We start from the raw sequence: 26387 nt of genomic DNA, 5'->3' as shown, positions 1-26387 counted from the left end.
CCTCGCTAAGCTCCTAACCGTCACCGACTAACCACCGTGTTGCAACGACCCCTGGAATCCGCCCGCTTTCGGTAGAGGAAGGGGCCCTTCCTAACGTTTCCGGCGGGTGCGGGCGGGGGTGGGACCCGCTTGCGCTGACCGTAGGATCACCGGTGTGACAGGGGCGGCGCAGCACACGGAAACCGACGTTCCAGCCGACGAGACCGGGACACCGGACGGGTTGGACCGGCTCTGGACCCCGCACCGGATGACCTACATCTCCGGGCAGGACAAGCCGGACGAGGGGTACGAGAAACCGTCCGGCTGTCCGTTCTGCCTGGCCCCCTCCCGCCAGGGCGCCGACAGCCTGGTGGTGGCCCGGGGCGAGACGGTGTACGTGGTGCTGAACCTGTACCCGTACAACCCGGGGCACCTGCTGGTCTGCCCGTACCGGCACGTGGCCGACTACAGCGAACTCGACGCGGCGGAGACCGCCGAACTGGCCGCGCAGACGCAGACCGCGATGCGGGTGGTCCGGCGGGTCAGCAGCGCGCACGGGTTCAACATCGGGATGAACCAGGGTGGGGTCGCCGGTGCCGGCATCGCCGCCCACCTGCACCAGCACGTGGTGCCCCGCTGGGGCGGCGACGCCAACTTCATGCCGGTGATCGGGCGTACCAAAGTTCTGCCGCAGCTTCTCACCGACACCCGCGACCTGCTCGCCGCCGCCTGGGTCTGACCCGAGCAGAGGTCCGGCGGCCTGGGTCTGACCCGGGTGCGGGTCAGGCGGGGGTGAGGTGGGCCAGTTCGACGGCGAACCGGTCCGCCGCGTCGTGCAGCGGCGGCCACGGGAACTTCGGCAGGTGCTGGCGCAGGGACACCGCACCGTGTAGCGCGGTCCAGAGGGCGGTGGCGTCGGCGACCGGATCGGTGCTGGTCGAGCGGCCGGCGGTGACGCAGTTGCTGACACCGTCGATCAGCATCCGGAAAGCGTCGAGGTGGTGCCGCTCGGTCGGCGGGATCTGGTCCAGGCCCGGCGAGCTGGGGTCCGAGGGCGGTGGAGCCTGAGCCGGTAGCGGAGCTGGTGGCACCTGGTCCGGCAGCGGAGCTGGTGGCACCTGGTCCGGCGGCGGAACCTCGCCCGAGGGGCGTCCCCGGTTGAAGAGCAGCCGGTAGGCGGCCGGCTCGCGCATGGCGAAGTCGACGTACGCGCGACAGCCCGCCAGCAGCCGCCGCACCGGGTCGGTGGTGGCGCCGAGCGTACGCATGGAGTCGTCGATCGATTGGCTCAGCCGGTCGAATCCGGCGTCCAGCAGCGCGTCGCGTACCGCCGCCAGGTCGTCGAAGTGCGCGTAGATCGACGGCGCGGAGATACCCGCCTCCCGGGCGATGGCCCGCAGCGTCAACGTCTCGTCGCCGCCCGCCTGCGCGACGAGCCGCTCCGCGGCGGAGACGATCTCGTTACGGAGGAGATCGCCCTCGCCGCGGCGGTTGCGGACACGTCCGGTCGTCGGGCTCATGCCGGTTATTATCCCGCGACGACCACTTCGGGCTCGGCGACGTCGGACGGCACCGACTCGGGTGTCGGGCGGCGCCGGAGTCCGACGCCGACCGCGATGGCGGCCACCAGGGCCACCCCGGCGGCGACGAGCAGCCCTCGGCCCATCGCGACGGTGAAGGCGTGGTCGGCCGTGGCCAGGAGTTCGCCCGCCCCGGGCGGGGGTGTGGCGGCGGCGACCGCGTGCGCCGAGGGCAGGTCGTGACCGGCGACGGACGGCGCGTCGGCCATGGTGGAGCGGTAGTGGGTCGAGACGATCGCCCCGACCACGGCGATTCCGAGCACCCCTCCCAGCTCACGGATCACGCTCTGGAGCGAGCTCGCCATCGAGGCGTACCTCGCCGGCACCGATCCGTTGATCTCCAGGCTGGCCGGCGCCATCAGCATGCCCATGCCCAGTCCGACGATGGCGGTGAAGCCGGCGATGACCGGGAACGCCGTGTCTGTCGTGGCGGTGGCGAGTGCGCCCAGCCCGGCGGCGACCAGCAGCAGGCCGATCGTGAGCGCTCTGGCGGTGCCGAGCCGAGCCGTGGTCAGCGACGACGTGGCGGACGCGACCGACATGGCGACCGCGAACGGTACCGCCCCGAGCCCGGCCAGCAGGGGCGAGTAGCCGTGCACCAGTTGCAGGTACTGCGACAGTTCGAAGAGCGTGCCGAAGAGCGCGAAGAAGGTCACCGCCAGCGCCAGCGAGGCCAGCCCGAACCGGCGGTTGGCGAACAGGTCCAGGCGTACCAGCGGGTGGGGCACCCGCAGTTCCCACCAGACGAACACGGCGGCGAGCAGGATTGCCGCGCCGGTCTCGCCGAGGGTGGTGGTGTCGGTCCAGCCGCGTTGCGGCGCCTCGATGATGGCGTCGACCAGTGCCGCGATCGCGAGTGTCGAGAGCAGCGCGCCGAGGAGGTCGAGCCGCCCGCTCGACTGCGCCGGGATGCGGGGGACGACGGCGAGGATTCCGGCGAGGGCGAGCGCCACGATCGGTACGTTGATCCAGAACGTGCTGCTCCAGGAGAAGTGCAGCAGCAGGGCGCCGCCGGTGACCGGTCCTACGAGTACGCCGACCCCGGCGGCGGCCGACCAGGCGCCGAACGCCTTCGCCCGTTCGTGCGGCGGGAACATCCGGGTGACGATCGCCAGGGTCGCGGGCATGACGAACGCCGCCCCGAGTCCCATCACGGCGCGCCAGGCGATGAGCTGCGTGGGTGTGTCGGAGAGGGCCGCGGCCACCGAGCCGCCGCCGAAGACGACGAGGCCACCGATCAGGGCACGCCGCATGCCGAGTCGCGTTCCGATTGCTCCGGCGAGGATCAACGCCGAGGCGAAGATCAAGGTGTACGCGTCGGTGATCCATTGCAGGTCGGCGGTGCTGGCGTGCAGGTCGCGTGCGAGCGAGGGCAGCGCCGTGTTGAGCACGGAGTTGTCCAGCGTCACGGCGACCAGGGTCAGACTCAGTACGCCCAGCGCCGCCCAGCGGCGCGGATGGCCGCTCAGGTTGTCTTCGGTCACGGCTGTCACGGTCCCGCTCCTTAAGTTAACGGCTGTAAGGCTAGAAGCTAGACTAACATCCGTTAACTAACAAGCGTTAAGTTATGAGGTGCCAAGATCTTCATCTGGATCCTCGGCGGGGGAGATGGCACGCTCGGCGGCATGACGGTGAGCACACGGGTGTGGGGACGCAGCGGGATCGAAGTCAGTGCCCTCGGCATGGGATGCTGGGCCATCGGCGGGCCATGGTTCGCCGGTGACCAGCCGCTGGGCTGGGGACAGGTGGACGACGACGAGTCGACCCGGGCGATCCACCGCGCGCTGGAACTCGGCGTGACCTTCTTCGACACCGCCGACGTCTACGGCGCCGGACACAGCGAGCGGGTGCTCGGCCGGGCCCTGGCGGGACGGCGTGACGAGGTGGTGATCGCCACCAAGTGGGGCAGCACCTTCAACGAGCAGACCCGGCAGGCCACCGGGCCGGACTGGTCCCCGACGTACCTCCGGCGGGCGGCCGAGGCATCACTACGCCGGCTCGGCACCGACCGGATCGACCTCTACCAACTCCACCTCAACGACCTCGACGTCAACCTCGCCGAGCCGCTGCTCGACACCCTGAACGACCTGGTCGCCGAGGGCAAGGTCCGGTGGTACGGGTGGAGCACCGACTTCGCCGACCGGGCCGAGTCGTGGGCGCTCGGCGGCACCCACACCGCCGCCATCCAGCACTCCTTCTCGGTGCTCCAGGACTCGGCCGAGGTTCTCGCGGTGTGTGAGAAGCACAACCTCGCGAGCATCAACCGAGGGCCGCTCGGGATGGGGCTGCTGACCGGCAAGTACACGGCCACGACCACCCTCGGCGCGGACGACGTACGCGGCATCGCCCCGCAGTGGCTGGACTGGTTCCGGGACGGTCGTCCGGCACCGGAGTGGCTGGCACGGGTCGAAGCGGTCCGGGAGGCGCTCACCGTCGACGGCCGCACCCTGGCCCAGGGGGCGCTCGGCTACCTCTGGGCGCGCAGCGGCCGTACGGTGCCGATCCCGGGCTGCCGGACCGTGGCCCAGGTGGAGGAGAACGCAGGCGCGTTGGCGTACGGGCCGCTCACGTCCGCCCAGTTGGCCGAGGTGGAGCGCCTGCTGGCCGCCCTGCGTACGGCGCCGGAACAGCGCTGACGGTGGTGGATCGACCGGCCGGCGCGGGGCACGCGCCGGCCGGTGGACTCACGGCTGGTCGTCGGTTTCCCCCGCCTCGACGAGCAGCGGATCCCCGGAGGCGGAGATGGTGTCGCCGGCCTCGGCAGCGGCCACGCCGGTGATGACACAGATGTCGCCCGCGACGCAGGCCGGAACCGCGCGCCGGGTCTCGCCCGCACCCAGGCTCTCGCCCAGCGGGAGGTGGAGCCGATCGAGGTGAGCTTCGGTTCCGTGGCCCGGTTGACCACCTTCGGCCGGTCCGCTGACGTGCAGGGCCTGGTCGGGGCGGAGCGTGCCGGAGTAGATCCGTACCAGGGAGATCTTGCCCACCTGCGGGTCGACGGTGGTCTTGACCACCTCGGCGACCAGCGGGCCGTCGGGGTCGCAGGGCAGCGGAGGCCGGGGGGAGCCGTCCACCCCCGTGATCACCGGCAGGTCGCGTTCCAGCGGGGAGGGGAAGCTGCCGGTCAGGACCTCCAGCAGCGCGTCGACGCCGACCCCGGTCTCCGCGCAGACCGGCACGACCGGGTAGAAGTGCCCGCCGGTGACCGCGGTCTCCAGGTCGTCGATGAGGACGTCGGCCGGGATCTCCTCACCGTCGAGGTACCGGTCCATCAGGGTGTCGTCCTCGCTCTCGGCGAGGATGGTCTCGACCAGCTCGTCGCGGGCCTCGCCGATGGCCGGCAGGTGTTCCGGTTCGGGTTCGCGTACCACCGCGGGGAGCCCTCCGGTGTAGTCGAGGACCCGCCGGGTGATCAGTTCGAGCAGGCCCGCGACCGAGACGCCGTCGTCGCCGAGCATCGTCAGGTGCAACGGCAGCACGTTGTCGTCGAAGAGCCGCTGGCTGAGCGCCACGGCCTCGTCGAAGTCGGCCTTGGGGTGGTCGAGCCGGGAGATGGCGACGGCCCGGGGCATGCCGAGCGCGGCACACTCCTCCCAGAGGTCGACCGTCGCCGCGTCCATGCCTCCGGCGGCCGAGACGACGAAGAGGGCGGCGTCTGCGGCGCGCAGCCCGGCGCGCAGTTCGTCGGCGAACTCGGCGGACCCGGGGGTGTCGAGCAGGTTGAGCTTGATCCCGTCGTACCGCAGCGTGGTGCAGGTCAGCTCGACCGAGCGCTGCGGGGCCGCTCCCCGGTCGGGGGCGGTACCGCCGGCACCGGTCGCCGCCGACAGCGCCCCGACCAGCGCGGTCTTGCCGGCTCCGGGGTGGCCGACGAGAACCACGTTGCGGATCTCGGAGGGCTCGCCCGTCACCGGTGCCAGATCGGTTCCGTCCTCGTCCTGACTGTGCTGCGCCATCGGGCGCTCCTCCCTCTGCCGGTGGTCGATCGTCGCGACACGCTGTTGGCCAGCCCTGGCATGTCGAAGTCTGGTGGGTGACCGTCGGGTTCGACGGGAGGCGGCTCCGGTCACCCGTGCGGCGATATCCTCGGCTGGCGCGTGGTGTGCCGGGAAGGTGCCGTTTCGTAGCGTGACCTGGGTCACACTCCCGTGCTTGATCCTGCCGGCGCCGGACGGTACACAACCACACAGCGCGAAGTAAGCACACCGGGCGTACCGCGACCGGTCGGGCGACCGTTATCGTGAGACCGCCATGGCGAAGATCTTCCAAGTATCAGCCCGAGCGGGTTTGGCCCGCGTCATCGAACCGGTCGCCCGCGCGCTGCTGCGCCGCGGCGTGACCCCCAACGCGGTCACCGTGACCGGAACCGTCGGCGTGCTGGTGGGCGCCCTCGGCTTCGGTGCTCGCGGTGAACTGGTCACCGGTGCCATCATCGTCACCTTCTTCGCGCTCACCGACCTGCTCGACGGGACGATGGCGCGAATGTCCGGCGGCTCCACCAAGTTCGGCGCCTTCCTCGACTCCAGCATGGACCGGGTCGCCGACGGGGCGGTCTTCGGGGCGGTGGCCTACTGGCTCGCCACCGAAAACGATCGCTGGGGGGTTGCGGGCGCGCTGGTCTGCCTCGTCGCGGGCGGCGTCGTCTCCTACGTCAAGGCGCGGGCCGAAGGGCTCGGTATGACCGCCAACGTGGGTATCGCGGAGCGTACCGAGCGGCTGATCATCGTCGGGATCGGCGGCATCCTCCAGGGAGCCGGCGTCCCGCACGCGCTGACCGTCGCGCTCTGGCTGCTCGCCGCGGTCTCGGTCTTCACCGTCGGGCAGCGGATGACCCACGTCTACCGCCAGGCCCAGCGGATCGAGCCGGGCGTGAGCCGGTGACCCGGCCCCACCAGCCGGTGACGGGGCGACCCCGACCGCTGACCGGGTCGTCCCAACCGGCCTGGAACGGCGTGGTCGGGTGAATCTGGTCGAGCTGGGCTATCTGGCCGGCTGGCGGATCACCCGCGCGGTGCCGAAGTCGGTGGCCGCCGCCGTGTTCCGACTCGGTGCCGACCGAGCCCACCGGCGAGGTGGTCCAGGGGTCAAGCGGCTCGCCGTCAACCTGCGCCAAGTGGTCGGCCCGCAGGTGTCGGAGGCCGACTTCGACCGGCTGCTGCGGCGCGGGCTGCGGTCGTACGCCCGCTACTGGTTGGAGATGTTCCGGCTGCCGTCGCTCTCGCACGCCCAGCGGCTGAGCACGTTCCGGCTGGTCGGCGCGGAGAAGCTGGCCGAGGCGGTGGCCGCCGGCCGGGGTGTGGTGATCGCCCTGCCACACGGTGGCAACTGGGACGCGGCCGGGGCGTGGGTGGCCGCGAACGGTTGGCCGATCACCACCGTCGCCGAGCGACTGAAGCCAGAGGCGGTCTACCGCCGTTTCCTCGCGTTCCGGCAACGGCTCGGCATGGAGATCATTCCGCTGACCGGCGGGGAACAGCCGCCGTTCGACGTACTCGCGGAGCGGCTCGCCAAGGGCCACGTGGTGCCACTGCTGGCAGACCGGGATCTCACCCGTCGCGGCATCGAGGTGCGGTTCTTCGGTGCTCGTACCCGGATGCCCGGCGGTCCCGCGCTGCTCGCGATCCGTACCGGGGCACCCCTGTACGTCGCATCGATGTGGTACGAATCGGACATTGCCTGTGCCGAGTTGATCGGCCCGCTGGAGGTCCCCGACCCGGCGAGCGGCACCCTCGCCGACCGGGTCCGGCTGCTCACCCAGCGGGTTGCCGACCAACTGGCGACCGGTATCGCCGAGCATCCGGAAGACTGGCACATGTTGCAGCGGATGTGGTTGGCCGAGAAGGATCAGAACGCGACGGATGCAGTGGCCCCGGCCGCCCCCGGGCCGGCCTGAGGGGGAGGGCGCAGTGCGGATCGGCATCGTGTGCCCGTACTCCTTCGACGTGCCGGGCGGGGTGCAGAACCACATCATGGATCTGGCCGAGGCACTGATCGGTCTCGGACATGAGGTGAGCGTGCTGGCGCCGGCGGACGAGGACTCCCCGCTGCCGCCGTACGTGGTGCCGGCCGGTCGTTCGGTGCCGTTTCCGTACAACGGGTCGGTGGCCCGGATCACCTTCGGCCCGGTCTCCACCGCCCGGGTACGCCGCTGGCTGGCCCGGGGCGACTTCGACGTACTGCACGTGCACGAGCCGTTCGTGCTGAGCCTGTCCCTGCTCGCCGTCCTCTCCGCGCGCGGGCCGGTGGTCGCGACCTTCCACACCGCGATGACCAGGTCCCGGGCGCTCGCCGCCGCGCAGGGCATGCTCCAGATCGTGCTGGAGCGGATCACCGCCCGGATCGCGGTCAGCGCGTTGGCGCGCAAGGTGCAGGTGGAACACCTCGACGGCGGCGCGGTGGAGATCCCGAACGGGGTGGCGGTGGTGAAGTTCGCCGACGCCGAACCACTGCCGGGCTGGCCGGGGGAGATCGCGCGGGGCACCGGTGGCACCATCGGCTTCCTGGGCCGGTTCACCGAGCCGCGCAAGGGGTTCGCGGTGCTCCGGGAGGCGTTCGTGTCGCTCGCCGCCGAGCGTCCGGGCCTGCGGCTGCTGGTCGCGGGGCCGGGGGAGCCGGAGGAGTTGTTCGAGGGTTTGCCGCCCGAGTTGCGGGAGCGGATCACGTTTCTCGGCCTGGTCTCCGAAGCCGACAAAGCACGCATGCTGCGCAGCGTGCACGTCTACGTCGCACCGAACCTCGGCGGGGAGTCCTTCGGGATGATCCTCACCGAGGCGATGGCCGCCGGGGCGGCGATCGTCGCCAGCGACCTCGACGCGTTCCGCCGGGTACTCGACGGCGGCCGGGCAGGTCAACTCTTCCCCACCGGGGACGCCGGCGCGCTCCGTCGTACGCTCGTCGAACTGCTCGACGACCCGGACCGTCGGGTGGCCCTGTCCGCCTGCGCCCGGGAGGTCGCGGCGACCTTCGACTGGCCGACGGTTGCCCGTCGGGTTCTGGAGGTATACGCAGCCGCGATCGAGGCCACCGATGGCCGCGTGATCGACCAGGAGTGGGTCGGCCCACGCTGACCCGCCTCCCGCGATTGGCTCGCAGGAGATGCCGGCGGCACCAGTTCGCCCCGGCCGGACGGGATGAGGAGCCGCACGACGATGCCGCACATGTGGTGGGTGGTGGGTGGAGTCGTCGTGATCGCCCTGGTCACGATCTACCTGTCCTGGACGGCCGGCCGGGTCGACCGGCTGCACCTGAGGGTGGCCGCCGCCGCCCGGTCGCTCGACGCGCACCTGCTCCGCCGGGCCGCCGCCGCAGCGGTGCTGGCCGAGGAGAACTACTCGGTGGAGCTCTACGCCGCCGCGCGGATCGCCCTCGACGCCGGACCGCAGGAACGGGAGGCGGCCGAGAACGACCTCACCCGCCAGCTACGTGCCATCCCGTTGACCGGGGACGACCCGGCCGTCGAGGCCGTGGTCGCGGCCAGCCGCCGGCTCGGCCTGGCCCGCCAGGTGCACACCGATCTCGTACGCGACGCGTTGACCGCCCGTCGCCGCCCGGTCGTACGACTGCTCCGGATGGCCCGTAAGCACGAGCGGCCCACCTACTTCGACGTGGACGACCCCACCCTGCACCCGCAGCCGGAGTCTCCGGAGCCGCCGGCAACGCCGAAGATCACCACGCTCTACGGGAACGAGGGGTTGTCCGGCGCCCCGTAGGCGTGAGGCTGACCACAGGGCAGGCCACAGCAGGGTTGATTGGCTGTCGGAAGGGCTCCGCACCGCGCGTAACATCGGTCTCGGTTCCGTGAAATCCACCCCCCGAGGAGTGACTACGCCGTGTCCGATTCCGTCGTGCAGCCCGAATCCGCCACCCCCGTCGTCGGCAGTGCCCGAGTCAAGCGCGGGATGGCCGAGATGCTCAAGGGCGGCGTGATCATGGACGTGGTCACCGCCGAGCAGGCGAAGATCGCCGAGGACGCCGGCGCGGTCGCGGTGATGGCGCTGGAGCGGGTGCCGGCCGACATTCGGGCCCAGGGCGGCGTCTCCCGGATGAGTGACCCGGACATGATCGACAGCATCATCGACGCGGTCTCGATCCCGGTCATGGCGAAGGCGCGGATCGGCCACTTCGTCGAGGCCCAGGTGCTCCAGGCGCTCGGTGTCGACTACGTCGACGAGTCCGAGGTGCTGACCCCGGCCGACTACGCCAACCACATCGACAAGTGGGCCTTCACCGTGCCCTTCGTCTGCGGTGCGACGAACCTCGGTGAGGCGCTGCGTCGGATCACCGAGGGGGCGGCGATGATCCGCTCCAAGGGCGAGGCGGGCACCGGGGACGTCTCCAACGCGACCACCCACATGCGCAAGATCCGGGGCGAGATCCGTCGGCTCAGCTCCCTGCCGGAGGACGAGCTGTACGTCGCCGCGAAGGAACTCCAGGCCCCGTACGAGCTGGTCCGCGAGGTCGCCGAGACGGGCAAGCTGCCGGTCGTACTCTTCACCGCCGGCGGCATCGCGACCCCGGCCGACGCCGCGATGATGATGCAGCTCGGCGCCGAGGGTGTCTTCGTCGGCTCGGGCATCTTCAAGTCCGGCAACCCGGAACAGCGGGCCGCGGCGATCGTCAAGGCGACGACCTTCCACGACGACCCGGACGTGCTGGCCAAGGTCTCGCGCGGACTCGGCGAGGCGATGGTCGGGATCAACGTCGACGACATCCCGGTGCCGCACCGTCTCGCCGAGCGTGGCTGGTGAACACGGTCGACGACCGGAGCGCACGATGACCACGATCGGCGTACTCGCGCTGCAGGGTGACGTACGCGAGCACCTGCTCGCCCTGGCCAGCACCGACGCCCTGGCCCGGCCGATCCGTCGGCCGGGCGAGCTGGACGACGTCGACGCCCTGGTCATCCCGGGTGGCGAGTCCACCACGATGAGCAAGCTGGTCGGCGAGTTCGAGCTGTACGAGCCGATCCGCAAGCGCATCGTCGACGGGATGCCGGTCTACGGCTCCTGCGCCGGGATGATCATGCTGGCCACCGAGGTCCTCGACGGTCGCCCCGACCAGCGGGGGTTCGACGGCATCGAGATGACCGTCCGGCGCAACGCGTTCGGCCGCCAGGTCGACTCGTTCGAGGCGCCGGTGGAGATCGTCGGTGTGCCCGGCCCCCGCTTCGACGCGGTCTTCATCCGCGCTCCGTGGGTGGAGCGGGTCGGCGACGGGGTGCAGGTGCTGGGGCGGGTGACCGAGGGGCCGGCCGCAGACCGGATCGTGGCGGTACGGCAGGGCAACCTGCTCGCTACCGCCTTCCACCCGGAACTCACCGGTGACCTGCGGGTGCACCAGTACTTCGTCGACATGGTCCGGGACGCCCCCGCCTGATCCGGGTCGCCGGTTGCGGTGGGGGCGGAACGCCGTGGCCTGACGGGGTGTGACGGCCCGAGGGGTCGCGCCGGTAGGATTGCCGGGTTCGGCCGGGCAGTCTGCTCATTTCGCCTTCCGCCCAGAGCCGACAGCGGATCTTCACCCGGTCTGATTGTCGCGACACCGGCGACATCGCCGGGAAGATGAGCGGGCAGTCGACTGTTGACGCGTGGGTTAGCGACGGAGGTAACAGATGTCCGGCCACTCTAAGTGGGCGACGACCAAGCACAAGAAGGCGGTCATCGACGCCAAGCGCGGCAAGATGTTCGCCAAGCTGATCAAGAACGTCGAGGTGGCGGCGCGAACCGGTGGCGGTGACCCGACCGGCAACCCCACCCTCTACGACGCCATCCAGAAGGCGAAGAAGAGCTCGGTCCCGAACGACAACATCGACCGTGCGGTCAAGCGCGGCTCCGGCCTGGAGGCCGGCGGCGCCGACTGGCAGACGGTGATGTACGAGGGCTACGGCCCCAACGGCGTCGCACTCCTGATCGAGTGCCTCACCGACAACCGCAACCGGGCCGCGACCGAGGTGCGTACCGCGCTCACCCGCAACGGCGGGTCGCTCGCGGACGCCGGCTCGGTGTCGTACATGTTCACCCGCAAGGGCGTGGTGATCGTGCCGAAGGCGGGGCTCAGTGAGGACGACGTGCTGCTCGCCGTCCTCGACGCCGGTGCCGAGGAAGTCAACGACCTCGGCGAGGCATTCGAGGTGATCAGCGAGCCGACCGACCTGATTCCGGTCCGTACCGCCCTCCAGGAAGCCGGCATGGAGTACGAGTCGGCCGAGTCCTCGCTGGTCCCGAGCGTCACCGTGCCGCTGGACGAGGAGGGCGCGCGGAAGATCTTCAAGCTGATCGACGCGCTGGAGGACTCCGACGACGTGCAGAACGTCTACGGCAACTTCGACATCTCCGACGAGGTCATGGCGGCCGTCGACTAGTTCCGTACCGTCGCCAGGTCGAGCCCGCGTGGTTCGGCCTGGCGACCCGGGCCCGGTGCTTCCGAACGTCCCTTGCGGTGCCGCCGGGCCGCGTGCCCCCATCCTGGCTGGTCACTCAGCCTGCACCGGGCCCTGGTCCAGGTCCAGGTCGTCGTCCCGGTCCACGGTGGCGCCCGTGGTGGGACCGGGTTCTTGCGGGTCGTTCTCCGAGCCACCCGCCCGGTGGTGGCGAATTCTCTCCTCCAGGACACCGAGCCCGGCCACCACCCCCGCCAGCAGCGCGAGTGCGACCAGGGCCGGCAGCACCGGGGTCAGCGGCAGCAGGGCCAGGCAGAGCGCGCTCGCGCCGAGCCGCTGCCAGACGATTTTCCGGTAGATCCGCCAGTCGGTGTAGACGCAGGTGACCAGGAAGAGGGCGCTGCCCGCGAAGAGGAAGCCCGCCACGCCGATCTCCAACGAGTCGAGCGGCGACGCCACCACGTCGCCCAGACCGTCGGCGACCGCGATGATCCCCAGGCTGAACGGCACGTGCCCGTAGACCAGCACCGCGCGTCGCACGCTCGACTGGTCCTCGGCGTGCTCCAGCGCCCACCGGAAGGTCCGTACGCCGTAGCCGAAGTACACCCACCAGAGGGCACAAACCAAGCCGTACGCGGCGGCCAGGCTGATCAGCCGGATGTTCGTCAGCGGTTCCTGGACGGCCGTGGCACCGAGCCGGATCACGGACTCGCCGATCACCAGCATGATCAGCAGTCCGTAGCGGTGGGTGTAGTGCCGGGGCTGCACCCGGACCTTCCGCACCGTTCCCCGGGCCAACCAGGGACTGAACACGTCGATGGCGGCGGCGACCGCCCAGAGCACGATCCGGGGCGTGCCGTCCAGCAGGGCACCGGTCACCAGCAGCGGCGCGATCGCCAGGACCACCCCGTGCGGACCGAGGACGAAGGAGCGCCAGAGCGGGCGCTTTCGCAGCGTCACGAGGCCGAGCAGGATCCGGCCGGACAGGGCGGCGCAGACGAAGGAGAGACCCCGTTCGCCGTACGCCTCGGGGATGGTCATGGAGAGCACCAGGCTGTCGAAGCCGAGCGAGAGGATCACCACCCGGCCCGGTGCCACGCCGACGTTCTGCTGGTCGGTGTAGAGGACGACCCCGCCCCAGAGCCAGTAGACGATGACGAAGAGGATCAGGACCTTGCCGAGCCCGGCCCACGTGTGTTCCTCATGCAGCAGGTGGGAGAACTGGGTGAGCGCGAAGACGAACGCCAGGTCGAAGAAAAGCTCCTCCCAGGTCACCCACTTCTCCGCCGGCTGGCGCGCCACCGGCACAGCGTACCGAGGCTGCGACCAGGGGATACCCAGTTCGGGCCGGCTGAGCCCGGCGCCGCCACCGGTGGCGGCGCCGGGCCCCTGCCGGTGTCGGCCCCATGCCGTCTACCCGACGCGGGTTAGGAAGGGCCCCTTCCTCTACCAAAAGCGATAACAGGGGGCCCTTCCTTACCCCGAGGTCAGGCGGTGGCGTTCATGAAGCGGGCCACCGGCAGCGCGTGGTCGACGATCCGTACGTCGCCGATCCAGCCGTAGAAGCCCTGCTCGATCAGGCGGTCGTAGTGGTACGCGCCGAAGAACCACGACTCGCCGGAGGTGGCCAGGCCGACCGCCGGGGTGCTCGGGTTGCGCAGCAGCGGCGCCCCGTCGACGTAGAGCGTGGTGTGCTGCCCGTCGTTCACCACCGCGACGTGGAACCACTCACCGGCCCGCATCTCGTGGCCCCAGTTGCTGGAGATGTCGTTCTGGTTGGTCGGGAAGACCGCCCACTGCAACGCCATGCCGTCCGACAGCGAGAGCGTCGCCAGCGGTTCCGACGGGTCACCACCGGTTTTGCCGCCGTCACGTCCGGCGCCGAACCGGCTGACCACGCTCATCCAGGCGTGGTTGCTGGCGCGTACGTCCTCGGGCAGCTTGACGAACGCCTCGATGGTGTAGCCGCCGGTGAGGGTCAGGTCGTTGATCGGCGCGGTGTCGACCGTACGCAGGTAGGCGCCCCGGGCCGGCTTCTTGCCGCCGTTGAACCGCAGGCTGGCGCGGGTCGGCTGGGCCGGGTGGTGTTCGGCGGACCAGCGCAGGGCGGTGGCGTCGCTGCCGGCGAGGGTGACCCGGGTCAGGTGGTTGCCGTTGCCCGACAGGTCGTTGACCTGGTAGCCGTCCGGGACGGTGGCCCCGTCGGTCGCCGACTGGTCGAACCGCCAGTAGCCGATGGTCCCCTTCACCAGCAGTTCCTTGACCGGGCGCGGGGCCGGCGGCGGCACCGGGGCGAAGCCGGCGAAGCGGGCCGGGAAGTCGATCTCAAGGCTGAACCGGTCGATCGGACCGGTTCGCTCGATCTCCGCCTGCTCCAGCGGGTTGCGCCGCTCGGCGACCTTGCCGAGGATCCACGGCGACAACGTCTCCACGTCGATGGTGTTGCGGGCCAGGTCGAAGTGGTACAGCCGGATCATGGCGCTGCCGCCGTAGTAGCGGTCCTGGTAGTCGGTGACGTGCACGTGCACGTCGTGGCCGGCGGCGTTGGTGAGCACGGTCCGCCCCGGCGGCCAGTAGTGCCCGTTCAGGGTCAGGAAGATCTGGTCGCTGTCCTTGATCAGGTTGTTCCAGAGCGACTGCCCGTAGGAGGAGAGCGTGGCCTTGCCGGCCGCGTCGGCCGACGCGACCTCGTGGGTGGTCAGGATCGCCGGGGTACGCGGGTGCGCGGCCAGGACCTGCTTCGCCCAGGCGATGGTGCCGGCCGAGGCGCGCCAGTCCAACGCGAAGATCAGCCACTCCTGGCCGGCGGCGCGTACCAGGTGGTAGGTGTTGTAACCGTCCGGTGTGGCTCCACCGAAGGTCGACAGCGGCGCGAACCGGGACGGCGGGAAGACGTCGAGGTACGCGCTCGGCCCGCGCTGGTCGTCCGTACGCGAGTCGATGTCGTGGTTCCCGGCGAGCACGCTGTACGGCATCTTGCGCTTGTCGAAGATGTCGAAGACCTTGCCAGCGGCGGCCAGTTCGGCGGCGGCGGCGTTCTCCACCACGTCGCCGAGGTGCGCGGCGAAGACGATGTTCTGTTCCGCGCGCTGGTCCACGATGTAGCGCAGCGACGCGGTGAGCGGGGCCGAGTCGCCCCGGTCGCCGTCGAAGAGGTACTGCGTGTCCGGGATGACGGCGATGGTGAAGCGAGGGCTCTCCGGGTCGCCGTTGCCGTTGCCGGCGGCGGTCGTCTCGGCGGCGAGGGCGGGGTGCGCGCCGGCGCCGAGTACGCCGGCTGCTGCCGCGCCCGCCCCGACCAGGCCGGCACCGCGCAGGAAGGTGCGGCGGCTCGCGGCACCCGGTACGGGCGAAGGGGAGTTGTCGACGGGTTGTTGCATGCTCAGGGCTCCTGATCTGCCGGAAGGGGACCGGCAACATTAGGAGCGACCGCCTCGAACGATGATCACCAGCGCGGGCAACGCCAGCGGAACGCCGGGTGAAATGCCCACGGGCGCCTCGCCCCGATCGACTGCTGCCCGGCCCGTTACCTGACCGGTGACCGGTCGGACCCCCGTGCCCGTTGGCGGGCCGCCTCGTAGAGCACGACGGTGCCGGCGGTCGCCGCGTTGAGGGAACTGGCCGCACCGGTGATCGGGATCCGGACGGTCCGGTCGCTCACCTCCCGCCAGCCGGTGCTGAGCCCGTGCGTCTCGTTTCCGACCAGGACCAGTCTCGGCCCGGTCAGGTCGTAGTCGGCCACGTCCACGTCACCGTCCTCGTCGGTACCGACGATCTCCATCGGCAGGCCGTGCCCGCGCAGCTCGGTGACCCAGTCGACGACCTCCCGATGGCTGGCCGCGCGTACGACCGGGACGGCGAAGAGCGAACCCGTGCTCGCCCTGACCGCCTTCGGGTCGTACGGGTCGGCGGCGTGACCGGTGATGACCACACCGGTGGCGCCGAACGCGTCCGCGGAGCGGACCAGCGTGCCGATGTTGCCCGGCGTGGTCGGCCGGTCGAAGACCAGCACGAGGCTGTCCGGGCCGGTGGGTAGGCGATCGAGCCGGTCCTCCGGCAACCCCACCACGGCGAGCAGCTCCGGCGACTCCTCGTCCTTGCCGCCGAGCTCGGCCATCAGGTCGGGAGTCATCACCACCCGCACACTGTCGACCTGGTCGAGCAGATCCCGTGCCCACCTCGACAACCCCTGCCCGTACGGGTGGAGCAGGGCGCGGATCTCCCAGCCGTGCTCGACCGCGAGGCTGATCGGTCGTACCCCCTGGACCAGGAACTCACCCGCCCGCTGCCGTTTGGTGCGGTTGCTCAGCAGCGCCTGCCACTGCTGGAAGCTCGCGTTCCGGGTGGTGATCTTCAAGGTCTTCGCCACGTGGGAACTGGCCTTCCTGGTCCGGGATCGAACCCGACCCTACAGGGACCGGTACGAGGTCAGCGGCGCAGGTGGCAGCGGTCAGGGGCGCCAGACATGATGAGAAACAAGCTAGGTCGGGCGGTATTCGACCTCGGGTCGGCCGGGGGTGCCGTACCGGGGGCTGCGGCTCACCCGACCGGTGCTGACCAGATGTTCGAGGTAGCGACGGGCGGTCACCCGGGAGGTGCCGGTCCGGGCCGACACCTCGGTCGCGGAGAGCCCCGGCTCGGAGCGCAGGGTGGCGAGCACCATTTCCAGGGTCTCCGCGCCGAGCCCCTTCGGCAGGGTGTCGGCGTCCGCGCCGCGCAGGGTGGCGAACATCCGGTCCACCTCGTGTTGGGCCACCACAGCGCCTTCGGCGAGCGCCTGCCGGCGGTATTCGGCGTACCGCTCCAGCTTGTCCCGGAACGCGGCGAAGGTGAATGGCTTGAGCAGGTAGTGGGTGACGCCGAGGGCGACCGCGGCACGGACCATGGTGAGGTCCCGGGCCGAGGTCACGGCGAGTACGTCGGTGGTGCTGCCGGCGGCTCGCAGTGCCCGGCAGACGTCCAGGCCGTGCAGGTCGGGCAGGCGGAAGTCGAGCAGTACGAGGTCCACCCCGGCGCCGCCCTCGGCACGCAGCGCGGCCATCGCGTCCCGGGCGGTGTGTACGACCCCGACGACGCTGAAGCCCGGCACCCGCTCGGTGTAGGCACGGTGCGCGTCGGCGAGTAGTGGCTCGTCCTCGACGACCAGCACCCGGATGGTGGTCACGTCGGAGACTCCCGGGGGGTCGGCAGCCGGGCCGGGATCGGCAACCGGACGCTGAACAGGGTGCCACCTGCGGCGGGACGGGTCACATCGACCTTCCCGTCGTACCGGGAGACCACCTGGCCGACGAGGGCCAGGCCGAGCCCCCGGCCGGCGCTCTTGGTTGACCAGCCCCGGCGGAACGCGTCCGTGACCTGGGCCGGGTCCAGCCCTGGTCCGCTGTCGCGGACCCGGACCTGCACCTCCTGTTCGGTGGCGCCGACGTAGACCTGGACCTGGCGGGGCGGTTCGGTGCCGCCGACCGCCTCCAGCGCGTTGTCGACCAGGTTGCCGACGACGGTGAGCAGGTCGCTGATGGGGAGCGGGTGGCCGTCGAGGCGGGACTCGGGATCGACCAGCAGTTCCACGCCCCGCTCGCCGGCCTGGGCGGACTTGCCGAGCAGCAGGGCGGCGAGTGCCGGTTCGGTGACCGCGCCGACGACCCGGTCGGTGAGTTGCTGGGCCAGGGTCAGCTCGGCGGTGGCCAGTTGCACCGCCTCGTCGGTGCGCCCGAGTTCGACCAGGGTCAGTACGGTGTGCAGCCGGTTCGCCGACTCGTGCGCCTGGGCCTGGAGCGCCTCGCTGAGTCCGCGTACCGAGTCGAGTTCGCTGGCGAGGGTGCGCAGTTCGGTGTGGTCGCGCAGGGTCAGTACGGTGCCGACCGCCCGGCCGCCGAAACTGGTGGGCCGCTGGTTGGCGACGAGCACCCGGTCACCGGCGAGCATGGGTTCGTCGTGTGCGGGGCGGCCGGAGAGGAGCAGGTCGGCCACGGCGGGTGGGAGGCCGAGGTCGGCGACGAGGTGCTCCTGCACCGGGTCGGTGCCGGTCAGCCCGAGCAGGCGCCGTGCCTCGTCGTTGATCAGTGCGACCCGCCGGTCCGGGGTGAGGACGAGCAGCCCTTCGCGGACGGAGTGCAGGACCGCGTCGTAGTACTCGTACATCCGGGTGATCTGGGCCGGTCCGAGTCCGTGGGTCTGGCGGCGCAGGCGGCGGCTGAGCAGCCAGGAGCCGGCGGCGGCGAGGGCCAGTGCGGCGGCGGTGGCGGCGAGCAGCGCGGGTGCCTGGGCGAGCAGTTTCCGGTTGATCGCCTCGGTGGTGATGCCGACCGAGACCAGGCCGATCACGGTGCCGCCCTCGGCGCGTACCGGCACCACCGCTCGGACGGACTCGCCGAGCGTACCGATGTTGATCGTGGTGAACGCCCGGCCGGTCAGCGCCGGTTCGATCTCGCCGACGAACGGTTGACCGATCAGTGCCGGGTTGGGGTGTGAGTAGCGGGTGCGGTCCGGGGCCATCACGACGATGAAGGTGGTGCCGGTGGCCTGGCGGGTCGACTCCGCGTACGGCTGGAGCGTGGCGGCCGGGTCGGGCGAGCGCAACGCGGTCGCCACGTCGGGGGAGCGGGCGACGGCCTCGGCCACCGCGAGCACCTCTTCCTGGGCGGCGCTGCGTACGTCGGAGCGGGCCAGCAGCACCGCGCCGGTCATTCCGGCCACCACGAGCAGGCTGACGACCAGGACCTGCAGGGCGAAAAGTTGGCCTGCGATGCTCCACCGTCGTCTGGACATGCGCTCCAGTGTTCCCTGTACCGTCGGTGATCGGCGCGACGGCGCCCCTGGATCAGCGGCTTGTTTCGATTCGGGGTCGGCCCGGTGAACACAATGAACGCAAGGCTGTGTTCCGGTGAGATCCAGGCCACTGTCTCGGCATGGACACCCCTACCGCCCGGCCACGACGGGACCGCACCCACTTCCTCTATCTCGCCGTCATCGTCGCCGTCGTCGCCGGCATCGTCCTCGGCTTCGCCGCACCGGAGGCGGCCAAGGAGCTGAAGCCGATCGGCACCGGCTTCGTGGCGCTGATCAAGATGATGATCAGCCCGATCATCTTCTGCACCATCGTGCTCGGCGTCGGCTCGGTACGGCAGGCCGCGAAGGTCGGCAAGGTCGGCGGCCTCGCGCTCGGCTACTTCCTGGTCATGTCGACCGTGGCGCTCGCCATCGGCCTGGTCGTCGGCAACATCGTGCACCCCGGCTCGGGGCTGCACCTCGGCGCCGCCCAGGCCGCAGCCGGCCAGGCCCAGGTCAGCGGCGCGAGCGAGGGTACGGTCGACTTCCTGCTCGGCATCATCCCCACCTCGCTGCTCTCCGCGTTGACCGAGGGCGAGGTGCTGCAGACCCTGCTGGTCGCGCTCCTGGTCGGTTTCGCGGTGCAGGGCATGGGGCGCCGGGGTGAGTCGGTGCTGCGCGCGGTCGGCCTGATCCAGCGGCTGGTTTTCAAGATCCTGACGATGGTCATGTGGCTGGCGCCGATCGGTGCGTTCGGCGCGATCGCCGCGGTGGTCGGCGCGACGGGCGTGGACGCGCTGAAGAGCCTGGCCCAGATCATGATCGGGTTCTACGCCACCTGCGTGATCTTCGTGGTCGTCATCCTCGGCCTGCTGCTCCGCTTCATCGCCAAGATCTCGATCTTCGCCCTCCTGCGCTACCTGGGCCGGGAGTTCCTGCTGATCCTCTCCACCTCCTCCTCCGAGTCGGCGCTGCCCCGTCTGATCGCGAAGATGGAGCACTTCGGGGTGAGCAAGCCGGTCGTCGGCATCACCGTCCCGACCGGCTACTCGTTCAACCTCGACGGCACCGCGATCTACCTGACCATGGCCTCGCTCTTCGTGGCCGAGGCGCTGGGCAAGCCGCTCGCCATCGGTGAGCAGATCTCCCTGCTGGTCTTCATGGTCATCGCCTCCAAGGGGGCGGCCGGCATCACCGGTGCCGGGCTGGCCACCCTGGCCGGCGGGTTGCAGAGCCACCGGCCGGACCTGGTCGACGGCGTCGGCCTGATCGTCGGCATCGACCGCTTCATGTCCGAGGCTCGCGCGCTGACCAACTTCGCCGGCAACGCGGTGGCCACCGTGCTGATCGGCACCTGGACCGGGGAGTTCGATCGGGAGCAGGCGCGGCAGGTGCTCGCCGGAAATCGGCCGTTCGACGAGTCGACCATGGTCGACGAGCACGGCCCGGCCGACGACGACCCGTCTGCCGGTTCGTCGCAGGACGCCCCCACCTCCGCTGCGGGCGCGGCAGCCAACCGTGCCGAGCCGGCGACGGCTGGCGCCCGAGGCTGACCCGCGGCCAAGCCGCTTTTCGGGCCACTCACCCAGGTGCCGGGGTGAGTGGCCCGAAAAGTCTGTAATGAGATTAATACGGAGAATCGTCGCTAAAGTAAGGTGGTGACGAGAGGGCGGAGAATCCTCGCCGGGTCGGTGGCCCTGCTGATCGCACTCGCCGCCTGCACCGAGCAGCAGCCACGACGATCGGGGCCGGCGTCGGGTGCCCCCGGGCAGCAGGTCGAACCGGTGACCTCCCCGGGCCTGGAACTGATCGCCGGCATGCCGCCCTACGTCTCCACCACCAACGTGTACGGCGCGGCCGGTCCCGACCAGCTCAGCGAGGCGGTACGCGGAGACAAGCCCCTGGTCTACGTGCCGAACACCGGCAGTGACGACGTCTGGGTGATCGACCCGGACACGTACCAGGTGGTGGACAAGTTCCCCGGCGGCGCGGAACCCCAGCACGTCGTCCCCTCCTACGACCTCCGTACGCTCTACGTCGCCTCCAGCCGGGTGCCCTCCGGCGGCCTGGTCCCGATCGACCCGCGTACCGGCCGGCCGGGCGCCCCGATCGACGTCGAGGACGTCTACAACCTCTACTTCACCCCCGACGGCAAACAGGGGATCGTGGTCGCCGAGTACTACCAGCGGCTCGACTTCTACGACGCCACGAGCTGGCGGCGTATCCGGTCGGTGACCTTCCCCGAGTGCGCCGGGATCAACCACATGGACTACTCCGTCGACGGCAGAACCCTGCTGGTGAGCTGCGAGTTCGCCAACCGGATGCTGGTCGTCGACGCGGTCACCCACCGCAAGCTGCGCCAGTTCGACCTGGACGTGGTCGCCGACGGGATGCCCCAGGACACCCGGCTCACCCCCGACGGGCGGCACTTCCTGGTCGCCGACATGATGGCCGGCGGGGTGTACGTCTTCGACGGGACGGCCACCAACCGGACCGGCTTCATCCCGACCGGCAAGGGCGCGCACGGCATCTACTTCAGCCGCGACGGCACACTCGCGTACGTCACCAACCGGGACGAGGGCAGCGTGAGCCTGATCGACCTGGCCACCCTCACCACCGCCGGCCTCTGGCGGATCCCCGGCGGCGGCAGCCCGGACATGGGTGGCCTCTCCGCCGACGGCCGGGTGCTCTGGCTCTCCGGTCGCTACCACGACGAGGTCTACGCCATGAGCACCGCCGACGGCCGGCTCCTGGCCCGGATCCCGGTCGGCTCCGGCCCGCACGGACTCACCGTCTGGCCGCAACCCGGCCGCTACTCCCTCGGCCACACCGCCAACATCCGTTAAGGAAGGGCCCCTTGTTATCGTTTTTTGTATAACAAGGGGCCCTTCCTTAACACCTCGGCGGGGCATTACCGAGTGGTGACAATTCCCGGACCGGGTGCGGACACGGGCCTGGCACCTTCGGGCAGATGACCTACCAACTGGTTGTCGTCCCCGGGACGCCCCGATGACCGAGACAGCAGGAAACCAGGACTACCGCCCGCTCGCCGCCGCCCCCGTCGCGACCACGACCGACCCGGTGCCGACCCCACGCGTACGGTGGGCGGACGTCGCCAAGGGCGTGTGCATCATCCTGGTGGTGTCATGGCACGTCGTCATCAAGCACTACCTACAGATAACGTGGCACCTCGGCGTGCCCCTGCCCGGGCTGTGGGGCAAGCTGGGTGAGCAGCTCCTGCCGCTGCGGATGCCGCTGTTCTTCACCATCTCCGGTGTGTTCGCGGCGAACGCCGTCACACGGCCATGGCGGGCGACGGCCCGCTCCCGGATCGCGCAGTTCCTCTACCTGTACGCGATCTGGCTGCTGATCCACACCGCGATCCTCGCCCTGGCCCCACAGCTCCCGACCGACCGGGCGAACTCCGTCTCCGGTCTCCTGGAGCAGCTCACCATCACCCCGTCCAACCTCTGGTACCTCTACGCGCTGGCCCTCTACTTCACCTTCGCCAAGGTGGCGTATCGGCTACCACCCGCAGTTCTCCTCACCGCCGCCGCGGCGCTCTCCGTCATCACCGCCGCCGGCCTGCTCGCCACGCCGGGCAACCGTGGCGGCGTCTACCAGAACCTGGTCTTCTTCCTCGCCGGGCTGCACCTGCGGCCGTACGTCGAACGCTGGGCCGCGACCGCGACCAGGCGGCGGCTCGGGCTGACCTTCGCCGTGTACGCCGTGGCGCTGGTCGCCATGGCCGTGGCCGGAGCCGAGACCTGGCCCGGCGTCTGGCTACTGGTGTCCGTCACGGCGGTGCTCTTCGGCATCACCGCAGCCGTTCGGGTCGGCCAGTGGCGGGTGGTCGGCGGGGCGCTCGCCAGCCTCGGGCGCCGCACCCTTCCGGTCTACGTCATCCACATGCCGGTGCTGGCCCTGCTGCACCGGCTGCTGGTGGGGCCGCTCTCCGAACTGGGCGACGCCGGGCAGTTCCTGGTGGCGCTCGGTGATCCGATCCTGTTGACCTCGGTGGTGGTCGCACTCTGTCTGACCATCCACCGTGGGCTCGTCGCCATCTCGGCGAGATGGCTCTTCGAGCTGCCCAGGTGGCGTACCGGCCGGGTCGAGGCAGTGCCGCACTCCGGCTAGACCGGACAGGACTGCGGCCCCCGGCTCCGCCCCCGCCCGACGAGGGTGACCGGGGCGGGGCCGGCGCCCTGACCGTCGGCCGTCAGGGCGCCGTCCACGGTGCAGACGATCTGTGCCACCGCCGTCGCCGAGAGCGCGGTCACGTCACTGGAGTACGTCACCGTCGGCCCCGTCGGACCGGAGGCGACCTCGACCACCCTGGCCTCCGGCGGGACCTCACTGGTCAGCCCCTGCGCTCGCTCCCGGGCGTCCGGCCCGTCTGTCAACAGCGCGAGTGTCTCCGGGAGCGACAGCTCTCGACCGGTGTCGCGTACCACGAGGGTGAGGTTGATGTTCGACACCAGATAGAGCCTGGTTCCGGCGGGCACCTCCTGGACCGGTCCGGCCGGGGCACCGCCGCCGACGATCACCCCGCTGGGTCGGACCCCACAGCCGGCGAGGGTCGCGGTGAGCGCCAGACCGGCGAGCAACCCGCGTACGGTCCTGTTCCGAGTCACCTGTCTCCTTCCTCGTCCGTCGGATCGGCTGACCAGCGCGGCAGGCGAAGGGTGAACACCGCGCCGCCGGCCGGCTGGTTGGCGGCCACCAGGCTGCCGTGGCGCTCCGCGTCGCGATGCAGCCGGGCGTTCTCCCAGGCGATCGCGAGGCCGAGGCCGCTGCCCGTGGAACGCGTCCGGGCGGTGTCCGCCTTGTAGAACCGGTCGAAGACGTGCGGCAGCACCTCGGCGTCGAGGCCCGGTCCACGGTCGGCGACCTCCAGGACGATCCAGTCCGGCTCGGTGCGCAGCCGTACGGAGACCGGTGGGGCGCCGTGCCGCAGCGCGTTGCCGACCAGGTTCGCGACGATCACGTCCAACCGGCGCGGATCCAGGCGGGCCGTCACCCCCGTGGGCAGTTCCGCCTCCACCTGGTCGGACCAGCCTCGGGCGCGCAGGGTCGCGGTCACCGCCGTGGCCACGTCGACGGGGTCGAGCGCGAGCGCCGCCGTGCCCGAATCGAACCTGCTGACCTCGATGAGGTCGTCCACCAGCCTGGTGAGGTTCTGCGTCTCCTGGCTCACCAGGCGGGCGGCCCTGCCGGCGTCTCCGGGGAGTGCGGCGGCCTCCTCGTCGAGCACGTCGGTGACCGCGGTCATGGCGGCCAACGGGGTACGTAGCTCGTGGGACACGTCGGCCACGAAACGTCGCGCGTCGGATTCCATCCGGCGCAGCTCACCGACGTACCGTTCCAGGGTCGCGGCGGTGTGGTTGAAGGTACGCGCCAGGTCGGCGAGTTCGTCGGAGCCGCCGATGGTGAGTCGGCTCGACAGGTTGCCGTCGCCCAGCCGTCGTGCCGCCCGCCCGAGTTCACGCACCGGCCGCAGCACGCCCCGGGCGGCGAGCGACGCCAGCAGCACCGCGAACACCAGGGACAGCCCGCCGGTGAGCCACGCCCAGACGGCGAGTTGGTCGATGCTCCGCTCCTCCGCCAGCAGGCTGTGCACCCGGTAGATCTCCAGCCCGGACGCGGCCGGCGTGCCGTCCGGTCCGGTGCGCATCAGTTCGGTCCCGATGACGAGACTCGGTGTCCCCTGGTAGGAGACGCGTTGCCAGACGACCCGGCCGCCGCGTACCGCCTGGCGCAGGTCCGGGGAGAGGAGTTCGGGTGGGGGGCCGAGCGCCGATCGTCGTTCCTGGTACAGCACGACCGTGCTGTCGTCACGGGTGGAGAGTGTCTCGGCGAGCCCGTCGAGTTCGTTCTGGGTCGGCGGCAGGTCCCGTACCGGGAAGAGTTTGCCCGCCTGGTCCACCAGTGCGTCGACCGCCGCGTCCTGGGCTTTGCGCAGGATGACGTCGCGTGCCTGGACGTAGCCGCTGCCGGCGACGGCGGCCGTCGTCGTCAGGCCGAGCAGCACGAAGGCGACCAGAAGCCGGACCCGCAGTCCCCATGCCCTGCCACCGATCCACCGCCATCGGCTCACAGTGGTCCGAACCGGTAGCCGAACCCGCGCACCGTCTGCACGTACACCGGGCGCGCCGGATCGTCCTCGATCTTCGCGCGCAGTCGCTGGACACAGGCGTCGACGAGCCGCGAATCGCCGAGGTAGCCGTGTTCCCAGACCGCCTCCAGCAGTTGCTGACGGCTCAGTACGCGACCCGGTGTGCCGGACAGTTCGAGCAGCAGGCGCAGTTCGGTGGGGGCGAGACCGACCGGCGCCCCGTCCTTGCGTACGACGAGCGCGGCCCGGTCGATGGTCAGCGTACGGTGCTGCTCGATCCCGATCCGATCCCCGCCGGTTCGGCGCTGGTTGTCCCCGGCCCGCCGCAGCACCGCGCGGATCCGTGCCTCAAGTACCCGGGCCTGCACCGGCTTGACCACGTAGTCGTCGGCGCCCGCTTCCAGACCCGCGACCACGTCCATGTCGTCGTTTCGGGCGGTGAGCATGATGATGGGCAGGTCGCCGCCGGCACGGATTCGTCGGCAGACCTCGAATCCATCGATCCCGGGCAACATGAGGTCCAGCACCACGACGTCGGAGCGGGCCGCCTGTAACCGGGCCAGGCCCTGTTCCCCGGTCGGCACCGCCTCCACGGTGTGCCCCTGCCTGGTCAACGCGAGTTGCAGCCCGTCACGCACGGTCTGGTGGTCTTCGATCAAGAGCACTCGGGACATGTCGCCAACTATCGCATCACGGGCTGAAGGTGGCAGTTCCTGCATTTCCGCCTACATACCTGAAACGACTCCTGTACCTACTGATGTCCGGAATTTTTGGTCCTGGATCAGTCTGATCCCGGTACCGGGAATGGCCCGCCGTACCGTCAGCGCGGCGGCGGCCAGGAAGAACAGCACCTCGGCGAGGAGTACGCCCCCGATGACGTCGCTGAACCGGTGCCAACCGGCGATCATCGTGGCCGAGGCGACCGCCGAGACCCCGGCGGCGCCCGGAAGGGCGAACCACCAACGGGCCCGGTTCGGCAGCACGAGCATGAACGCGAGCAGCAGGGCCATCGCGGCGGTGACGTGACCACTGGGGAAGCTGTTGTGTGTGGTCGAGTTCACCACCCCGAGTTCCGGCCGAGGTATCGCCGACTTCGCCACACTCGCCACACCAACGGCGCAGAGCACCATGAACACCCCGGCCACTCCCGCGTACAGGCGCCGACTGAGCGCGCCCACCAGCAACACCGAGGCGACCAGGATCGTCAACACGGTGTAGTCGCCGAAGAAGGCCAGCAGGGCCTTCGCCGGCGCGGTCAGGACGCCCTGCTGTTCGTACCCGCCGCCCTGCTCGGCCCGGGGCAGAAGGAGACCGTCGAATTCCTGGCCACGGGGCGTTCCGAGGAACACCCGGCAGGTCAAGGCGAAGGCGATCAGGCACGCGAGCGCGGCTGCGAGATAGCCGACCGCTCCCTCGGGCAGCCGACGGGCGGGTGACGGACCCGAGCCGGAGCCGACCGGCACGGATCGTTCGGCGGGCGGACGTGGCAAAGGGCGGTGGGGAGTCGAGGAGTACAACGTTCCCGAGCGCATCCGCCAATGGTCGGCCGAGGATATGAAGATCCTGC

General features: G+C 70.6%; 23 protein-coding genes and 1 pseudogene. 12 read left to right on the top strand and 12 right to left on the bottom strand.

The annotated features are described in order from the left end of the window. Nucleotides 1-154 precede the first annotated feature (154 nt). On the top strand, nt 155-718 hold the full coding sequence (locus ACIBF5_RS24065; RefSeq protein ID WP_396815115.1) for an HIT family protein: 564 nt from the start codon (nt 155-157) through the stop codon (nt 716-718). Between the two features lie 43 nt (nt 719-761). Here ACIBF5_RS24065 and ACIBF5_RS24060 read toward each other — a convergent pair whose 3' ends face one another. Together ACIBF5_RS24060 and ACIBF5_RS24055 are read right to left on the bottom strand one after the other, a co-directional pair. After that, nucleotides 762-1499: a TetR/AcrR family transcriptional regulator gene (locus tag ACIBF5_RS24060; protein ID WP_396815114.1), complete on the bottom strand. Its 738-nt coding sequence runs from the start codon at nt 1497-1499 to the stop codon at nt 762-764. Nucleotides 1500-1507: 8 nt separating this feature from the next. Further along, a complete protein-coding gene (locus tag ACIBF5_RS24055) occupies nt 1508-3052 on the bottom strand; it encodes an MFS transporter (protein WP_396815113.1) in 1545 nt (514 codons plus the stop codon). A 132-nt stretch (nt 3053-3184) separates the two neighbouring features. Here ACIBF5_RS24055 and ACIBF5_RS24050 point away from each other — a divergent pair, with 132 nt between their 5' ends. Next, complete coding sequence (locus ACIBF5_RS24050) at nt 3185-4195, top strand: aldo/keto reductase (protein WP_396815112.1); 1011 nt, start codon at nt 3185-3187, stop codon at nt 4193-4195. 66 nt (nt 4196-4261) lie between these two features. Here the strand turns inward: ACIBF5_RS24050 and ACIBF5_RS24045 are convergent. Beyond that, nucleotides 4262-5515 (bottom strand): annotated as a pseudogene (locus tag ACIBF5_RS24045) (GTP-binding protein); the annotation flags it as partial. 295 nt (nt 5516-5810) lie between these two features. On the opposite strand from ACIBF5_RS24045, the gene pgsA reads away from it, so the two are divergent. The 7 genes from pgsA (at nt 5811) to ACIBF5_RS24010 (ending at nt 11919) form a co-directional block, all read left to right on the top strand. Then, nucleotides 5811-6440, top strand: a complete 630-nt coding sequence (pgsA, locus tag ACIBF5_RS24040; RefSeq protein ID WP_396815111.1) for a phosphatidylinositol phosphate synthase — start codon at nt 5811-5813, stop codon at nt 6438-6440. A 79-nt stretch (nt 6441-6519) separates the two neighbouring features. Continuing rightward, entirely contained in the window at nt 6520-7452 is a 933-nt protein-coding gene (locus tag ACIBF5_RS24035; protein WP_396815110.1) for a phosphatidylinositol mannoside acyltransferase, read from the top strand. 13 nt (nt 7453-7465) lie between these two features. Further along, nucleotides 7466-8626 (top strand): glycosyltransferase family 4 protein, encoded by a 1161-nt coding sequence (locus tag ACIBF5_RS24030; RefSeq protein ID WP_396815109.1) that lies wholly within the window; start codon nt 7466-7468, stop codon nt 8624-8626. An 81-nt stretch (nt 8627-8707) separates the two neighbouring features. Then, entirely contained in the window at nt 8708-9268 is a 561-nt protein-coding gene (locus ACIBF5_RS24025; RefSeq protein WP_396815108.1) for a hypothetical protein, read from the top strand. A gap of 120 nt (nt 9269-9388) precedes the next feature. After that, complete coding sequence (gene pdxS, locus ACIBF5_RS24020) at nt 9389-10306, top strand: pyridoxal 5'-phosphate synthase lyase subunit PdxS (RefSeq protein WP_396815107.1); 918 nt, start codon at nt 9389-9391, stop codon at nt 10304-10306. A gap of 25 nt (nt 10307-10331) precedes the next feature. Then, nucleotides 10332-10934 carry a pyridoxal 5'-phosphate synthase glutaminase subunit PdxT gene (pdxT, locus tag ACIBF5_RS24015; protein WP_396815106.1) on the top strand — a complete coding sequence of 201 codons (603 nt, stop codon included), beginning with the start codon at nt 10332-10334 and terminating at the stop codon, nt 10932-10934. Nucleotides 10935-11169: 235 nt separating this feature from the next. Continuing rightward, nucleotides 11170-11919, top strand: coding sequence for a YebC/PmpR family DNA-binding transcriptional regulator (locus tag ACIBF5_RS24010; RefSeq protein ID WP_396815105.1), 750 nt, complete (start codon nt 11170-11172; stop codon nt 11917-11919). 111 nt (nt 11920-12030) lie between these two features. On the opposite strand, the gene ACIBF5_RS24005 is transcribed toward ACIBF5_RS24010, so the two are convergent. The 5 genes from ACIBF5_RS24005 to ACIBF5_RS23985 all read right to left on the bottom strand — a co-directional run bounded on the left by ACIBF5_RS24005 (nt 12031) and on the right by ACIBF5_RS23985 (nt 18705). Further along, the gene (locus ACIBF5_RS24005) at nt 12031-13239 is read right to left on the bottom strand and encodes a low temperature requirement protein A (RefSeq protein ID WP_396815104.1); all 1209 of its coding nucleotides are present in this window, start codon (nt 13237-13239) and stop codon (nt 12031-12033) included. A gap of 185 nt (nt 13240-13424) precedes the next feature. Further along, nucleotides 13425-15317, bottom strand: a complete 1893-nt coding sequence (locus ACIBF5_RS24000) for a LamG-like jellyroll fold domain-containing protein (RefSeq protein WP_396815103.1) — start codon at nt 15315-15317, stop codon at nt 13425-13427. A 146-nt stretch (nt 15318-15463) separates the two neighbouring features. Further along, the gene (locus ACIBF5_RS23995) at nt 15464-16306 is read right to left on the bottom strand and encodes a TrmH family RNA methyltransferase (protein WP_396815102.1); all 843 of its coding nucleotides are present in this window, start codon (nt 16304-16306) and stop codon (nt 15464-15466) included. Between the two features lie 111 nt (nt 16307-16417). Beyond that, entirely contained in the window at nt 16418-17101 is a 684-nt protein-coding gene (locus tag ACIBF5_RS23990; protein ID WP_396815101.1) for a response regulator, read from the bottom strand. Next, the gene (locus ACIBF5_RS23985) at nt 17098-18705 is read right to left on the bottom strand and encodes an ATP-binding protein (RefSeq protein WP_396815100.1); all 1608 of its coding nucleotides are present in this window, start codon (nt 18703-18705) and stop codon (nt 17098-17100) included. The genes ACIBF5_RS23990 and ACIBF5_RS23985 overlap by 4 nt, the downstream gene beginning before the upstream one ends. 140 nt (nt 18706-18845) lie before the next feature. Between ACIBF5_RS23985 and ACIBF5_RS23980 the strand changes: the two genes are divergently transcribed. The 3 genes from ACIBF5_RS23980 (at nt 18846) to ACIBF5_RS23970 (ending at nt 22842) form a co-directional block, all read left to right on the top strand. Further along, nucleotides 18846-20258, top strand: coding sequence for a cation:dicarboxylate symporter family transporter (locus ACIBF5_RS23980; protein WP_396815099.1), 1413 nt, complete (start codon nt 18846-18848; stop codon nt 20256-20258). Nucleotides 20259-20363: 105 nt separating this feature from the next. Then, nucleotides 20364-21551 (top strand): YncE family protein, encoded by a 1188-nt coding sequence (locus tag ACIBF5_RS23975; protein ID WP_396815098.1) that lies wholly within the window; start codon nt 20364-20366, stop codon nt 21549-21551. Nucleotides 21552-21714: 163 nt separating this feature from the next. After that, nucleotides 21715-22842 (top strand): acyltransferase family protein, encoded by a 1128-nt coding sequence (locus ACIBF5_RS23970; RefSeq protein WP_396815097.1) that lies wholly within the window; start codon nt 21715-21717, stop codon nt 22840-22842. Here ACIBF5_RS23970 and ACIBF5_RS23965 read toward each other — a convergent pair. Genes ACIBF5_RS23965 through ACIBF5_RS23950 form a run of 4 tightly spaced genes read right to left on the bottom strand, consistent with a single transcriptional unit; the run spans nt 22839 to nt 26310 of the window. Further along, nucleotides 22839-23339, bottom strand: coding sequence for a hypothetical protein (locus ACIBF5_RS23965; protein ID WP_396815096.1), 501 nt, complete (start codon nt 23337-23339; stop codon nt 22839-22841). The genes ACIBF5_RS23970 and ACIBF5_RS23965 overlap by 4 nt on opposite strands. Continuing rightward, complete coding sequence (locus tag ACIBF5_RS23960; RefSeq protein WP_396815095.1) at nt 23336-24802, bottom strand: ATP-binding protein; 1467 nt, start codon at nt 24800-24802, stop codon at nt 23336-23338. Before ACIBF5_RS23960 ends, ACIBF5_RS23965 begins: the two co-directional genes overlap by 4 nt. After that, nucleotides 24799-25494 (bottom strand): response regulator, encoded by a 696-nt coding sequence (locus ACIBF5_RS23955; RefSeq protein ID WP_396815094.1) that lies wholly within the window; start codon nt 25492-25494, stop codon nt 24799-24801. The genes ACIBF5_RS23960 and ACIBF5_RS23955 overlap by 4 nt, the downstream gene beginning before the upstream one ends. A gap of 51 nt (nt 25495-25545) precedes the next feature. Beyond that, nucleotides 25546-26310 carry a phosphatase PAP2 family protein gene (locus ACIBF5_RS23950; protein ID WP_396815093.1) on the bottom strand — a complete coding sequence of 255 codons (765 nt, stop codon included), beginning with the start codon at nt 26308-26310 and terminating at the stop codon, nt 25546-25548. Nucleotides 26311-26387 lie beyond the last annotated feature (77 nt).

Origin of the sequence: Micromonospora sp. NPDC050417 (assembly GCF_044458865.1) — a bacterium.
Classification (GTDB): Bacteria; Actinomycetota; Actinomycetes; order Mycobacteriales; family Micromonosporaceae; genus Micromonospora_G.
Note: the sequence above shows the minus strand (reverse complement) of the source record. Positions and strands in the feature narration are given on the sequence as shown.